General features: G+C 26.3%; 16 protein-coding genes. 14 read left to right on the top strand and 2 right to left on the bottom strand.

Translation table 11 applies throughout. From position 1 onward, the window contains the following. Positions 1-6 precede the first annotated feature (6 nt). The 6 genes from ABCP60_RS04925 (at position 7) to ABCP60_RS04900 (ending at position 5586) form a co-directional block, all read left to right on the top strand. Complete coding sequence (locus tag ABCP60_RS04925; RefSeq protein ID WP_092925627.1) at positions 7-1038, top strand: ABC transporter ATP-binding protein; 1032 nt, start codon at positions 7-9, stop codon at positions 1036-1038. 111 nt (positions 1039-1149) lie between these two features. Beyond that, complete coding sequence (locus ABCP60_RS04920) at positions 1150-1449, top strand: (2Fe-2S)-binding protein (RefSeq protein WP_092925629.1); 300 nt, start codon at positions 1150-1152, stop codon at positions 1447-1449. A 442-nt stretch (positions 1450-1891) separates the two neighbouring features. After that, a complete protein-coding gene (gene abc-f / locus ABCP60_RS04915) occupies positions 1892-3457 on the top strand; it encodes a ribosomal protection-like ABC-F family protein (RefSeq protein WP_092925631.1) in 1566 nt (521 codons plus the stop codon). 289 nt (positions 3458-3746) lie between these two features. Then, positions 3747-4535 carry a threonine/serine exporter family protein gene (locus ABCP60_RS04910; RefSeq protein ID WP_092925633.1) on the top strand — a complete coding sequence of 263 codons (789 nt, stop codon included), beginning with the start codon at positions 3747-3749 and terminating at the stop codon, positions 4533-4535. Continuing rightward, positions 4535-5023, top strand: coding sequence for a threonine/serine exporter family protein (locus ABCP60_RS04905; RefSeq protein ID WP_176698676.1), 489 nt, complete (start codon positions 4535-4537; stop codon positions 5021-5023). The genes ABCP60_RS04910 and ABCP60_RS04905 overlap by 1 nt, the downstream gene beginning before the upstream one ends. A 77-nt stretch (positions 5024-5100) precedes the next feature. Continuing rightward, a complete protein-coding gene (locus ABCP60_RS04900) occupies positions 5101-5586 on the top strand; it encodes a zinc-ribbon domain-containing protein (protein ID WP_092925637.1) in 486 nt (161 codons plus the stop codon). A 106-nt stretch (positions 5587-5692) separates the two neighbouring features. On the opposite strand, the gene ABCP60_RS04895 is transcribed toward ABCP60_RS04900, so the two are convergent. After that, positions 5693-7114 (bottom strand): MDR family MFS transporter, encoded by a 1422-nt coding sequence (locus ABCP60_RS04895; protein ID WP_092925639.1) that lies wholly within the window; start codon positions 7112-7114, stop codon positions 5693-5695. Further along, positions 7104-7994 (bottom strand): TetR/AcrR family transcriptional regulator, encoded by an 891-nt coding sequence (locus ABCP60_RS04890; protein ID WP_092925641.1) that lies wholly within the window; start codon positions 7992-7994, stop codon positions 7104-7106. The genes ABCP60_RS04895 and ABCP60_RS04890 overlap by 11 nt, the downstream gene beginning before the upstream one ends. A gap of 821 nt (positions 7995-8815) precedes the next feature. On the opposite strand from ABCP60_RS04890, the gene ABCP60_RS04885 reads away from it, so the two are divergent. The 8 genes from ABCP60_RS04885 to ABCP60_RS04850 all read left to right on the top strand — a co-directional run bounded on the left by ABCP60_RS04885 (position 8816) and on the right by ABCP60_RS04850 (position 15492). After that, positions 8816-8998 (top strand): hypothetical protein, encoded by a 183-nt coding sequence (locus tag ABCP60_RS04885; protein ID WP_092925643.1) that lies wholly within the window; start codon positions 8816-8818, stop codon positions 8996-8998. 200 nt (positions 8999-9198) lie between these two features. Further along, positions 9199-10299, top strand: coding sequence for a DUF4178 domain-containing protein (locus ABCP60_RS04880; RefSeq protein ID WP_092925647.1), 1101 nt, complete (start codon positions 9199-9201; stop codon positions 10297-10299). A gap of 12 nt (positions 10300-10311) precedes the next feature. Next, positions 10312-10734, top strand: coding sequence for a DUF350 domain-containing protein (locus ABCP60_RS04875; protein ID WP_343101345.1), 423 nt, complete (start codon positions 10312-10314; stop codon positions 10732-10734). Next, positions 10734-12257: a polyamine aminopropyltransferase gene (locus ABCP60_RS04870; RefSeq protein WP_092925651.1), complete on the top strand. Its 1524-nt coding sequence runs from the start codon at positions 10734-10736 to the stop codon at positions 12255-12257. Before ABCP60_RS04875 ends, ABCP60_RS04870 begins: the two co-directional genes overlap by 1 nt. Positions 12258-12784: 527 nt before the next feature. Continuing rightward, on the top strand, positions 12785-12985 hold the full coding sequence (locus ABCP60_RS04865) for a 4Fe-4S binding protein (RefSeq protein WP_343101344.1): 201 nt from the start codon (positions 12785-12787) through the stop codon (positions 12983-12985). A 12-nt stretch (positions 12986-12997) separates the two neighbouring features. Beyond that, the gene (locus tag ABCP60_RS04860) at positions 12998-14146 is read left to right on the top strand and encodes a 2-oxoacid:acceptor oxidoreductase subunit alpha (protein WP_166505489.1); all 1149 of its coding nucleotides are present in this window, start codon (positions 12998-13000) and stop codon (positions 14144-14146) included. After that, complete coding sequence (locus tag ABCP60_RS04855) at positions 14128-14940, top strand: 2-oxoacid:ferredoxin oxidoreductase subunit beta (RefSeq protein ID WP_092925657.1); 813 nt, start codon at positions 14128-14130, stop codon at positions 14938-14940. The genes ABCP60_RS04860 and ABCP60_RS04855 overlap by 19 nt, the downstream gene beginning before the upstream one ends. Positions 14941-14958: 18 nt before the next feature. Beyond that, on the top strand, positions 14959-15492 hold the full coding sequence (locus ABCP60_RS04850; RefSeq protein WP_092925659.1) for a 2-oxoacid:acceptor oxidoreductase family protein: 534 nt from the start codon (positions 14959-14961) through the stop codon (positions 15490-15492). Positions 15493-15514: the final 22 nt, after the last annotated feature.

Below are 15514 nucleotides of genomic sequence, written 5' to 3'. Positions count from 1 at the left end.
AATACAATGTCAAGTGTTAAAATAGTTAACTTAAATAAAAGTTTTAATAATATAAATGTGTTAAAAAGTATAAATTTATCAATAAATGAAGGCGAAATAATTTCTTTACTAGGACCATCAGGATGTGGTAAAAGCACTACATTAAAGATAATAGCAGGAATACTTGATTTTGATAAAGGAGATATATTATTTGATGGAAATAGTATAAAAAATATACCCACAGGAAAACGAGACGTAGCCATAGTATTTCAAGATTATTTTTTATTTCCTCATATGAATGTATTTGAAAATATCGAGTTTGGACTTAAAATGAAAAAAATTAAAAAATGCGAACGTAATAAAAAAGTACAAGAATTAATAGACTTAGTAAAACTTAATGGATACGAAAAAAAGTACCCATCACAAATTTCGGGAGGTCAAAAACAAAGAGTAGCCATAGCAAGAAGTTTAGCGATAAATCCAAAGGTGCTGCTTTTAGATGAACCTTTTTCAAATTTAGATATAAACTTAAGACAAGAAATGAGAGAGTTTGTATTAAATTTACAAAAAAAATTAAAAATAACTACAATACTAGTAACTCATGATAAAGAAGAAGCTTTGATGATGAGTGATAAAATAGCAGTTATGGTAAATGGAGAAATAAAACAATTTGATACTCCAAAAAACTTATATGAAAAACCAAATAGTAAAGTAGTTGCGAATATATTTGGAGAAAGAAATTATATAAGTGGGAAAATATATAATGGATTATTTGAAAATGAATATGTTAAGCTAAGCTTAGATATTGATAAAAATGAAAGTTTAGATAATGTAGAACTTATGATATCTAAAGAAAATATAGAAATTAATAATGAAAATTATCCAAATGGAGTTATAGGAAAAATTAAAAAGAAAACATATTTAGGTGAAAATACAATTTATGAAATAGATATAAAAGACTTTATACTCAAGGTTAGTTCAAATAAGCATTTTTATGAAGTTAACCAAAATGTAAAAATAAACTTTAATTTAGAAAATGTAGTTTACTTTACTCAATAAAACTTGTTTATTATATATTAATATTGGATATAAATATAATGTAATTATAATATTAAATAATTATAAAGTTAATATATTAATAAATAAATTTAAAGGTTAGGAGAAATACATATGAAACTAGATATGGATAAATATTTACAAGTTAGAAAGGCTCAAGCACAGGGAGCTAGAACTATTGAAGAGCTTAAAAAGATGTCTGATATAAATATTGAAAACGAAGAAGAGCTTAAGGAAGTAGAGGCTCTTATAAAAAATGCATGTAAATGTAAGAATGTATCAATAGATACAATCGTAGAAGCAGTAAAAAATGGAGCTGACACTGTTGAAAAAGTTGGAGAAGTTACTAAAGCAGGTACTGGATGTGGAAGATGTAAAGGTATTATATCAAATATAATAGAAAATAAAAGATAACTAGTTTATAGTTATAAAAAGGGATATGTCTTAAGACATATCCCTTTTTAACTTAAATTATCTTAAAAAATTAAATTCATGAAATCTCTTGATCTAATGTAAGCACTTGAAATTAAGTTACTATAATATTATAATAATACAAAATACATATAGAGGTGATTAGATAAAATGAACAATTAATCTTATTCAAAATAACAATAATATAGTTTAATTAGGTTTTAAAACATCAAAAATAGATGTTTTATTAAGCTACCCTATAAACTACTTAAAGTTAAGAATAAGATTAAATGTTATAACTAAATTACTCAAATAAAAGCAATCATTGCTTTTATTTGCATGTCATAATATTTAAATATAATAACTTTCTTATCTTTTAAGTAGTAAAAAAGACTATTTAAGTTGAGGAAGTTTTTTTATTTCCTCAACAAAGGAGAGGACAATTATGGCACAAATTAAAATAAATAATTTAAGTTTTCAATATGATAACCATGGAGATGATATATTTAAAAATGTATCCATAAATATAGATACAGACTGGAAGTTAGGATTAATAGGTAGAAATGGTCGAGGGAAAACAACTTTTTTAAAATTATTAAAAGGAGAATATAAATATAGTGGGCAAATAATAAGTCCAGTAAGCTTTGATTATTTTCCTATGAATGTAGAGAATGACAATCAAGTAGCTTTAGAAGTTATGAGAGAAGCAATAGCACCGTTCACTAAATGGGAAAAAGAACTAAAAGAATATTCAGGTGATATTAAATATATAAAAGAATATGGAGAAGTGTTAGATAAATTTATAAGCTATGATGGATATATTATTAATGAAATGATAGAAAAAGAAGTAAGAAAAATAGGATTAGGACCAGAAATACTAGATAGAAATTTTAAAACATTAAGTTCTGGTGAGCGTACAAAACTATTATTATCAGCATTATTTCTTAGAAAAAATAACTTTTTACTTATTGATGAACCTACTAACCATTTAGATTCAGAAGGTAGAGAATGTGTAGCAAAATATTTAAATAAGAAGAAGGGATTTATATTAGTTTCACATGATAGAAACTTTTTAGATGAAGTAATTAATCATGTTTTATCTATTAATAAAAGTAATATAGATATCCAAAAAGGTAATTACACTACATGGCAAGTAAATAATGATAGGCGAGATGAGTTTGAAAAATCAGAAAATGAAAAATTACTTAAAAACATTAAAAGACTTAAAATAGCAGCTAAACAAAAATCTAGTTGGTCTGATAAATTAGAGTCCACTAAAATAGGAGGTGGTCCTGTAGATAGAGGATATATTGGGCATAAAGCATCAAAGATGATGAAAAGAGCTAAATGCTTAGAAAAGCGTCAAAATAAAGCTATAGAGGAAAAATCTAAATTGCTAAAAAATATAGAACAGGTAGAAAAACTCAAAATAGGGAATATAGAGACAAACTCAGATAAGTTGTTAGAGGTAGTAGACTTACAAATAGTATATCAAAAGGAAATATTTAAAAAACCAATAAGTTTTAAAATTAAACCAGGAGATCGTATTTGGATAAGAGGTAAAAATGGGTGTGGTAAATCAAGTTTAATAAAGCTATTAATGGGAGAAGAAATTAATTATACAGGCTATGTAGAAAAAGTAAGTAAGATATCATATGTTTCTCAAGAAACAAATTTTTTAAAAGGAAAAATTGAAGAGTTTTCAGCAGAAAAAAGAATAAATATACAGCATTTAAAAAGTAGCTTGAATCAAGTAGGTGTTACAAATATTCAATTTGAAAAGAATATAGAACAGTGGAGTGAAGGTCAAAAGAAAAAATTACTTATTGCTGCAAGTTTATGTGAAAAATCTCAACTTTATATTTGGGACGAACCCCTTAATTTTATTGATGTAATTTCGCGTATACAAATAGAAAATATGATTCTTGAAGAAAAACCTACTATGCTTTTTGTAGAGCATGATAAATGTTTTGGAGAGAAAATAGCTACTAAAATTATAGATATAATATAAAAAGAATATATTTTAAACATATTTAGTGTTGTATCATTTAATGATAAATAAAATTAAATTATCAATAATTAAAAAAGATAGTGTTGTACTTTTGGGCACTATCTTTTTTTATAACAATAAGTTATTAAGAGAAACGAAACATTCTTAAATACAATTTCACGGATTTAATTATCTATAATAATTAAAAGTATTAATGATTTTAAAGTATAAAAATTTTGCTTTATATATCTAAATAGAAGTGATATAATTAATTTCTAATAAAAATAATATGTAAATGAGGGGGTCAACTATGGCAGAAAGTATTAATTATAAATACAAAAAGGATGTCTTGAGATTAGCCACATTTATAGGGCAATTAATGCTTAGTAATGGAGCAGAAACTTATAGAGTAGACGATACTGTAAAACGGATTTGCAAATCTAGAGGATTTTCTCATATAAATGTGTTTATGGCACCCAATACCATTATAGTTTCTGATGATAGATTTGATGGATATACATTTATGAAAGTAATAGAAAATAGGTGTATAAATTTAAATAAAATTGACTTACTAAATGAGTTTTCAAGAAAATTTGTTAACGATATAGATATGTCAATAGATGATGCAATAGCAGAATTAAAAAACTTAGAAGATAAATCACCGCATACACAAAGTGAGATAAATATATGGACTGCAATAGGTTCTTCTAGTTTTGCAGTATTAGTTGGAGGAGATAACGTAATAACATTTATGCTAACTCTTATAACATCGGTAATAGCTATGATTACTTATAATAAGGTAAAAAAAATAACAAATATACCTGTTTTTGCAACACTAGTTTCATCTATAATTATAGGATTTTGTGGAATAGGTCTTGTAGAACTTGGTATATTAGATACACCAAAGATGTTAATAGTAGGATCTATAATGCCACTTTTACCAGGAGTACCTTTTATAAAAGCTATAAGGGATTTAGTATCAGGGGAGTTAATGTCAGGAGTAGGAAGAGCAATTGATGCAGGAGTTATTGCCACAGCTATTGCAGTTGGTGTTGGTGTGTCAATGAATATATATGTAAAATGGGGAGGATTATTATAATGATTTGGATGCCAATGTATATACATATAATATTTTCATACTTAGCAGCAGTTGGTTTTGCAGTATTTTTAAATGCACCTAAAAAAACACTATACATATCTGGTTCTATAGGAATGATATCATGGACTATATATATATTTTTAATGAGAATCAATTTTGATATGATGAGTGCAAACTTTATAGCAGCGTCAATTGCAGCATTATTATGTGAAATATTAGCAAGAAAGATGAAAAAACCTACTATATTATTTGTAGTTCCAGGAATAATAACTTTAATTCCAGGTCTTGGATTATATAATACAATGTATTATGTTATAGAAGGAAATTTCCAAGAATCATTCACTACAGGAGCTAATGTTTTATTTGCAAGTGGTTCTATAGCCCTTGGTGTTATAGTAGTTTCTTCTTTATTTAGGACATATTATAAAAACTTAAGGAAAAATGAAAAAGTAGAGATTCATAAGGTTTCACAAATTAGCCAACAATAAAAATAGAATTAGTACTTTAAAGGTAATTAATTTGATATAATATTACTAAATATTAGAAAGACTATTGGAGGAAACAAATGTTTTTTATAATGGGTATAAGTCAAGAAGAGAAAAAACTAGACTTTGATGAATTTACTATATGTAAATGCTGTGGAAAGTATGGACATGTAGAAGTATATATATCATATTGGTATTTTATGTTTTTCTTCATACCTCTTTTTAAATGGAACAAAACATACTTTGTCAAAATGACTTGCTGTAACAAAATAGGAAAGTTAAATAATGAAATTGGAAGAAAAATCGAAAAGAAAGAAAAAGTATCTTTAGATTTAGATAATATAGAATTTATTGATTTAGAAGATAGAAATTATTTTAATTATGATAAATCTGAAGAAATTAACAAATCTATAGAAGATTTAGAATTTGAGAAAAAGAAGATAGAACAAGGAAAAAAAGAAAAGGCTATAGAAATAGCAAAGGAATTATTAGATGTATTACCTATTGAAGTGATAGCACAAAAAACTGGACTTACTATAGAAGAAATAAAAAACTTAAAAAAATAAAGAAGATGGCATTGTGAAATATGATGCCATCTTTTTATTATTTAAGTTTTTATATTTTATTATAACTGTTAATAAATATACTAATTTAAGGGGTAAATTATATAATTTATTCTAAGGCCAGATTATCGTTACATGTTTTTTTAGATTTTTTCTTATTATCTTTTACATATATTATTGCAATTATTAATCCGATTACTACTAATATAGTAGCAATTCTAAATGCAGCATCCATTCCTTTTATATCAGCAAGAACTTGAGACGTATTTAAACTACTATTTGATACATGTGTCATTATAGATATAAGCATAGATGCGCCTATTGCCCCAGAAACTTGTCTAAGTGTAGAGCTTATAGCACTACCATCTGCCAGTTCAGATTGTTTAAGTGAATTAAGTCCCCAAGTTGTAACTGGCATTAATAAAAATGTTATTCCGAGCATTCTAAACGAATACATAATAGTTAATGTTAAAATAGACGTTGTTTCACTTAAGTTTGAAAATGCAAATGTACCTATTCCCAAACATAAAAATCCTGATAAAACTGGGATTCTTGCTCCATATTTATCAAGCATACGTCCTGATACTGGACTTAATATAGACATAAGTATTGAACCTGGAAGCATCATTAATCCTGGTATCATTGCGGACATTTTTCTTGCTGATTGTATATATAAAGATAATATCATAGTTGCAGATGTAAATGCTCCATAAGTAATCATTAGCAATATAACTGATACTACAAACTGTTTACTTTTAAATACTCTAAGGTTTAAAAGTGGTACATCAACCTTGTATTGTCTTATTGTAAATAATATAAGTGATATAATTCCAATTACTATTGGTACATATGTTATAGGATTTAATATTCCATATGATCCAACATTAGAAACTCCTGTTAATAATCCTCCAAACCCGAAAGTTGATAATATTAGTGATATGAATTCAAGTTTAGATTTTTTAATTTCTGTAATATTTTTTAATGTAAAGTGTGCAAATATCATATCTAATACTGCAATAAAAGCTAGAACATAAAATAAAACTCTCCATCCAAAGTTATCTATTACATACCCAGCTAATGTTGGTCCTATTGCTGGAGCAACACCAACAACAAAACCATACATACCCATGGCAGCTCCTCTTTCTTCCTTAGGGTATAGGTTTAGCATTGCAACTTGAACTAATTGCATTATTATTCCGGAAGCCATCGCTTGAAAGACTCTAGACACAACTAGCAATGAAAAGTTTTTTGTAAATATAGATATTATACATCCAATAGAAAATAGCAACATAGCACTAATATATAGCTTTTTAGTTGAGAAATTACTTATTAAATATGCAGTTGAGGGTATCATAATACCTAAAACAAGCATATAAATTGATGTTAGCCATTGAGCTGTATCTGCATTTACAGAAAAATCATGCATTATACTAGGTAGTGCTGAAGTTAGTACAGTTTGATTAAGCCCTGTTAAAAATGAACCTAGCATTAGCACTGAAACTATTAAATTCCTTAATCTTTTATTCTCCATTTATTATTTCATCTCCTAACTTAGATATCAATCTATTTAATTTAGCTGCATATTCTTTTAGAGAATCTTGCTTTTCTAAGTATGCTATCATAGCATGCATAGTCAATGAATTATAATTACCTAAATTAAATTCTTCTTCTATTTTTGTAATTGCTTCAGATAGTTTTTCGTTTTCATTTAATTTAATACATTCTTTTATAGAATATACTACATTTAAAAAAACATCTTTTAGAGAATCTTTATAATTGCTTTCACCAATTTCATCTATAGAGTAAAATATATTTTCATTTATAATACTTTTGTTGTATCTTAGATTTTTTATATTTAAATCTATTTGTCTAGTTATAAATTCAAAAATATATTCTTCACTAATATTTCTTTTATTCATTTTCATTACAAGATTAAATTCATGAATTAAGCTATCTATAACAAATAATAACTCCCATATAAAAGGAGTTATTTCTTCACCATAAATTAATATTAAAGGGGTCTTATAACAGTTTATTATATTAGATCTTAAGTTATTTCTTATCTCTATTAAAGAATTACCCTTAATTTCTGAAAATTCTCCTAGAATGTGTGAATTAAAAGAATAGTTATATTTAAGATAATCAGATACAAGTTTTATTTTTTCTTTTAATTTTTCATGTGGTGTTTTTGTATCATCTGTGTCTATCAATATAGATGCATTGGAAAATTTTTTATTAGAATAGATTAACATTTCCCAAACTAAATCTTCCTTAGTCGCAAAATACTTATAAAATGTAGATTTAGATATCTTACATTCTTTTACAATATCATCTATTGATGTATATTTTAATCCTTGTTTATTAAAACATTTTTGAGCCACTTGCATAATAACTTCTTGTTTACTACTCATAAATCACCTCTTAGAAACTAATAGTACTGATTAGTACTTATTGATACTTTATAGTACTATTATGTATATTTTTATTATTTTTGTCAAGTAACAGGGCCAATATTCTTAAGGAGTTAATCTTATATACATAGCAATCGGAAGTGGAATAGATAAAATTAATTATAAAATAAACAACTAAAAAATTAGTTATACTACTACTTAAATATACAAATAATGATATAGCATATAAGATTACCAGCCAAAGGATAAATAATGGATAATACTAGACCTACAAGTATGCCTTAATTTAAGTAAAACGTATGGTAAAGTGAATTAAAAGAATTATGGCAAACATTAGTAAAAGAAAATATTTATCTATAGCAGTGAATAAAGACAAATTTATAGATGGTATTTTAAAGGATATAGGAAAATATGAATGCAATTGTTGATACAACCCCATAGAATGCACACCACTAGTACAAAATGAAGAATCACAAGAATCAAATGGAATCTAGGTAGACATAAGTATAGTATTGAAGAAATATAAAAATATAAAAGGTATATTCCTAGTAGATATAAAATACTTAAATTTTTAATACATGATTATAATATAAATTCGCTCGTAAATTTATATTATTATTAATATTTAATTATATAAAAATTAATAATAATAATTTATTACCATAATCTTATTATGTTAACTACTATTTAAATTAGAAATAAAAAATAAAAGTGTTTTAAATTAATATATAGGAGTATAATTACAGATAAGAATAATACATAAATAATAGTTATTAAAAGTATAAATATATATATAATTATTGAAGAAAGAAGGTCTAAAATTGACTAAAGAGGAATTAGAAATACTTCAAATGTTTGAAAATCCAACTATATATGAGGTTAAAATAATTATAGAAGAAACTAATATAGATTTAGAAACTATAATAGCCTATTATAGAGGTGGACTAGATGAAAGTTTATTATGTGAGAATATACATAGACAAAAAAGAAGTAGAAATAGTTAATGTAAAATATATAATAATTATGATTAAAATATCCCATATAAGTTTTGCTTATATGGGATATTTTAAAGTGCATCTAACATTAAAAAACTTAAATAACAAATATGGATATATAAAGAGAAATTTGTATACAAATCTTAAAAAATGAAATTTTTATATGATATAATAAATATATGGTAAAATATGTAAAATAGGGGGGAATTATGGTTAATGCTAGTTTTAGGCAATTAGAAATAGGGCAAAGGATAAAAATAAAATCTAATGTATATAAAATAATTTCTTATATAGTATACAAAGATGAAGAAGGTTCAACTTTTATAGAATACGAAATTTTAAGCGATAATAATAGCGTATTATGGTTAAGTGTTGGAATAAGTTATGATTATTTATATTTATTTAAAGAAACCCATCAAAAATCAGAAAACACATTATACAAGTCGGGATACAAATTAAAAGAAGACTTAAAAGCAGAAGTTACAAACTTTTATAAAGCAGATGTAGATTTATATGAAAAAGTAGTATTTAAAGAATATGAACATAAAGAATCTAAAAAAATATTTTCAGTAGAAATTTGGGAGGATGAAGTTACCTATTGTGAAAGCATTGAAGTAGATAATATAGAAATACTACAAGATGATTACATAGAAGAAAACAATCCTAAAAAAGAACAGAAAAAAGTGCAATATCTAAAATATGCTTTATTACTTTCAATACCTATAATTATATTAATAGTATATATGTTTATAAGTGATAAAAATTTTATACAAAACTACCTTAAAAATAACTCATCAAAATATACTTATTACACATCTATAACTTCAGATGCTGATAGTAAACTAAAAGCAGATGTATATTATACATCTATGTCCATGGATGAATCAGCAAAAGATATAATAGATAAAGCAACAACTTTAATAGAAGAAGTTCAAAGTAGTGATGATGAGTATAGTGTGGCTATACTTACAAAGGATGAATATGCTGTAGTTTATATAGGGATGGATGATAAGACATATATACAAGTATGTCCTAGAGAATATATGTATGTTAGCAACAATGATCTATATAATACAAGTCACTCTTCATCAAATGTATATTATAGAGATTTTTATTATACATTTGGATATAGAAATGACTACAGCAAATACAAAAGAAGAATATCTCCATTTAATACTTATAAAGGAAACATAGTCTCTCAAGATTTTAATAATAAATACAGAGAACTACAAACTTCAAATCAAAGTGTTAAAAGAGGTAGTGTATTTTCAAGAACATCATCTGGTGGTGGACTTAGTAGTGGTAAATAATAGGAGGAATATATGGAAGGTATTTTAGGAACGATAATCTATTCAGTAATAGGTTTTATACTTATGTTAGTTGGAAACTTTTTAGTAGACTTGGCTATACCTTGTCACTTTCCAACAGAAATAAAAAGAGGAAATAAAGCAGTAGGATATATAAGTGCAGCATCATCAATAGCAGTAGGAATACTTTTAAGAAGTGTTATAGCATCTCCAGTTAATCAAAATACAAATACAACAATACTACAAGATTTAACTTCAACAGTTATATACTTTGTACTTGGAATAGTACTTTGTATATTAGGTTACTTATCAATGTTAATATTTAATAAAAAATATAACCTAAATGAAGAAATTGGAAATGGAAATAGTGCAGCAGGACTTATGGTTTCAGGAATATTTATAGGTCTTGCTATACTAATTAGTGGTGCTATACAGTAATGGTAAATAATAAATTTAATTACAAGATTTTAATGCTTACAACACTTATAATATCAGGCTGTTCGATAGTGTATGAACTTTTAATAAGTGCTGTAGGCTCATACTTATTAGGAGATAGTATAAAGCAGTTTTCTATAACAATAGGGCTTTATATGTGTGCTATGGGAGTAGGTTCTCATATTTCAAAATATGTTAAAAAGAACCTATTTGACTTTTTTGTATTTGTTGAAATAGCTGTCGGTATACTAGGAGGAATATCTTCATTAATACTATTTTTATCCAATGTATATATAGCTTCTAGTGAATTTATTATGTATATACAGATAGTTCTAATAGGAACTTTAGTAGGACTTGAAATTCCTATACTTACAAGAATTATAGAGGAAAATTGTGATAATTTAAGAGTAACTTTATCAAATGTATTTAGCTTTGATTATATAGGAGGACTTATCGGCTCACTTTTATTCCCATTATTTTTACTTCCTACTTTAGGGTATTTTGCTACATCTTTTTTAGTGGGAACGATAAACATAGTAATAGCTATAGTTATAATTCATAATTATAAAAGTTATATAAAAAATATTGAAACATTTAAGATAGTCTCATATATATCATTAGTATTTATGTTTTTAGGAGTATTATATTCTGAAAATATATCTCAAAGTATTGAAAATTCACTATATCGTGATAGAGTTGTATTATCAAATCAAACGCAGTATCAAAAGATTGTTATGACAAGACACAAAGATGATTTAAGGTTATATTTAAATGGGAACATACAGTTTTCATCTAAAGATGAATATAGATATCATGAAGCATTAGTTCATATACCTATGGGAATAGTTAAAAATCATGAAAATGTATTGATACTAGGCGGAGGAGATGGACTTGCAGTTCGTGAGTTATTAAAGTATGATGATATTAAAAATATTACTTTAGTTGACATAGATAAAGAGATGGTAGATTTGTGTAAAACAAACCCACTTATAACTGAGATTAATAAAAACTCTTTATCTAGTGAAAAAGTAAATTTGGTATATGAAGATGCTTTTGAATTTTTAGAAAATACTAAAGAGGTTTATGATGTTATAATAGTTGATTTGCCAGACCCTAACAATGATAGTTTAAATAAATTATATACTAATATATTTTATAGACTATGTAAAAATGCATTAACTCAAAATGGAGTAATGACCGTTCAATCCACTAGCCCATATTACGCTAGAAAAGCATTTTGGAGTATAAATAAAACTTTAAAATCTGAGGATTTTAATGTATATCCATATCATGTGCAAGTGCCATCTTTTGGAGAATGGGGATTTAATCTTTCTTCAAAACAAGAGTTGAATTTGGATGATATTAAGGTTAATGTAAGTACCAAGTATTTAAACAAGGGTTCTATTGAGAGTATGTTCAATTTTGCACAGGATGAAGTTATCGATATTGAAAGTATTGATACTAATACTTTATCTCATCCTAAACTTATAAATTATTACGAAGAATCGGTTAAAAATTGGAAATAGTACGGGAGGAGTTTATGTCTATTACATATGAATTTTTTTCCAAGTATTTAATATATTAATATGGATATTAATTCCTATTGCTATATATAAATTTATAAAAAAATATAAAGAAAAGAAAGTATTAATAAATAGTAAAATTTCTAATTTAGAGAAAAGAGTTAATGAATTAGAAAATAAATAGTATAAGTTTAATCATATAAAAATACCATTAGCATAAATTTATGTTGATGGTATTTTTTTTATTCTAAGTATATAGAAAACATAAGTTAATTAATTTTATAAAAATAAAAAGTTGCTATAAATATATTTAAAATTTTTACCTTATATTATGTATTATTATTTTAGTAAAAGTTAAGATGGTATTCTTTTGAATTACTTCATATTTATTCGAGATAAAAGAATATACAGCAATCCAAAAGAATATATAGGAATAGAGTGAGAGTTAAAAATATTAGAAACTATAAAAGATAATTAGAAATATATATTTAATATCTTCAAACATTAAGACTATAAGGGGAGGGAGAATATTGCCTGGTAAGAAACTTATGCTAAACGAAAAGTGGTGCAAAAGTTGTGGAATCTGTGTGGAATTTTGTCCGAAAGATGTATTAAAACTAGAAAATAGTAAGGTACAAATACAAAAAGAAAAAGATTGTATTTTTTGTGGATTATGTGAACTTAGATGCCCAGATTATGCTATATATATAGCACAAACTTCTGAGGATTAAAGAGGTGAGAATATGTCTAGGAAAGTAAAGTTATTACAAGGAAATGAAGCTTGTGTACATGGGGCACTTTATGCAGGTATGAAATTTTTTGCAGGGTACCCTATAACACCATCTACTGAAATAGCAGAAATTTCATCGTTTATGCTTCCAAGAGTAGGAGGTAAGTTTATTCAAATGGAAGATGAAATAGCATCTATGGCTGCAACTATAGGAGGATCAATTGCAGGACTAAAATCAATGACAGCTACTAGTGGACCAGGTTTTTCTCTAAAGCAAGAAAATATAGGGTATGCATGTTTAGCTGAAGTACCATGTGTTATTGTTGATGTTCAAAGATGTGGTCCAAGTACAGGGCTTCCAACATCTCCAGCGCAAGGTGATTTAATGCAAGCTAAGTGGGGAACTCATGGTGACCATCCAATAATAGTATTATCTCCAATAAGCGTTAAAGACACATTTGATATGACAGTAAAAGCATTTAACTTTTCAGAAAAATACCGTACCCCAGTTATATTACTTTTAGATGAAGTTATAGGACATATGAGAGAAAAGGTAGAAATACCAGAAATAAATGAATTAGAAGTGATAGATAGAATAAAAGTTACAGCATCTAAAAAAGACTATAAGGCTTATGATTCAAATTGCTTGGTACCTCCTATGGCAAATTTTACAGATGGTTATAAATATCATGTAACAGGACTTATGCATGATGACGTAGGGTTTCCAACTAACAGCATAGAGAAAACAAAAATATTAATGGATAGACTTATAAGAAAGATAGAATGTAACTTAGATGACATATTAATATATGAGGAATATAAAACAAAAGATTGTGAAGAACTTATAGTTACTTTTGGATGTATGAGTAGATGTAGCAAAGATGCAGTAAATATACTAAGAGAAGAAGGCATAAAAGCTGGACTTTTAAGTATAAAGACGGTATGGCCATTTCCTGAAGAAAAGATGAGAGAAATAAGTAAGCAAGTTCAAAATATATATGTACCTGAATTAAATAGTGGACAAATAAGGTTAGAAGTAGAAAGGGTAAGTTCAAAAGACTGTAATATTTATGGAATCAACAAATATAATGGAGATATTATAACTCCAGAAGAAATTGTAGATAAAATATTGGAGGTAAAAAGATGCCTAGTACAGTCATAGAAAATAATTTTAGAATGGATAGACTGCCACATATATGGTGTCCTGGATGTGGTCATGGGATATTAATGAGATCTATAGCTGTAGCTATAGAAGAGTTAGGTCTTATTAAGGAAAATGTTTGTATAGTATCTGGTATTGGATGTTCATCAAGGGCATCTGGATATTTAAACTTTAATACACTTCATACTACTCACGGTAGAGCATTGCCATTTGCAACAGGTGTAAAATTTGCAAGTCCTAATATGCATGTTGTAGTTATAACTGGTGATGGTGACTGTAGTGCAATAGGAGGAAATCATTTAATACATGCTTGTAGAAGAAATATAGATATAACAGCAATAGTATTTAATAATAATATATACGGAATGACAGGCGGTCAATACTCTCCAACTACTAACACTAATGATTTATCCACAACAGCACCATATGGAAATATTGACAGACCTTTTGATATATGTGAGCTAGCAATAGGAGCAGGAGCTACATTTGTTGCAAGGGCTACAGCATATCATGCAAAGCAAATGATAGATTATATTAAAAAAGGAATAAATCATAAAGGATTTTCTTTAATAGAAGGAATGAGTTTGTGTCCAACATACTATGGAAGAAAAAATAAGAAAGGGTCAGCAGTATCCTTAATGAATTTATTAAAAGAAAATTATTTAGATGTATCTATTAAAGATAAATTACCCAAAGAAAAATTAGAGAATAAATCATTTTATGGAGTATTTAAAGATAGTGTTATGCCAGAGTATACTGAGGAATATGAAAAAATTTTAAATAAATTCAAGTAAGTATAAGGAGATTATATTATGAGAAAAGAAGTTAGGCTTAGTGGTTCTGGTGGTCAAGGACTTATTCTAGCAGGTGTTATACTTGCAGAAGGCTCTATACTTTCAAATCTAAATGCAGTACAAACCCAATCATATGGGCCTGAAGCTAGAGGGGGAGCTAGTAAGGCTGAAGTAATAGTAAGTGATGAAGAGATAAATTTTCCAAAGGTAAGAAAAGCTGACATGCTATTATGTTTAACACAAAAGGCATTTGATGAATATTATCACACAGTAAAAAATAATGGAATTATAATTTTAGATTCTTCTATTGATGAGAAAGATATAATTAATGATGATAAAATTAAGGTATTAAAATTACCTATTATATATACAAGCAAGTATGAATTAAAAAAAGAAATGGTAGCTAATATGGTAGCACTTGGAGTAATATGCAATATGATACCAGAAATAGATACAGAACAAGTAAAAAAATCTATGTTAAGTAGAGTTCCAAAAGGAACAGAAGAATTAAATGAAAAAGCTTTTGAAAGAGGAATTTCACTATCAAAATAAATTAAAAGTTTAATAAAATATT

Source organism: Romboutsia sp. MSSM.1001216sp_RTP31141st1_G3_RTP31141_220114, assembly GCF_039031195.1.
GTDB classification, from domain to species: domain Bacteria; phylum Bacillota; class Clostridia; order Peptostreptococcales; family Peptostreptococcaceae; genus Romboutsia_C; species Romboutsia_C hominis.
This window is presented reverse-complemented; position numbering and strand designations above follow the sequence as displayed.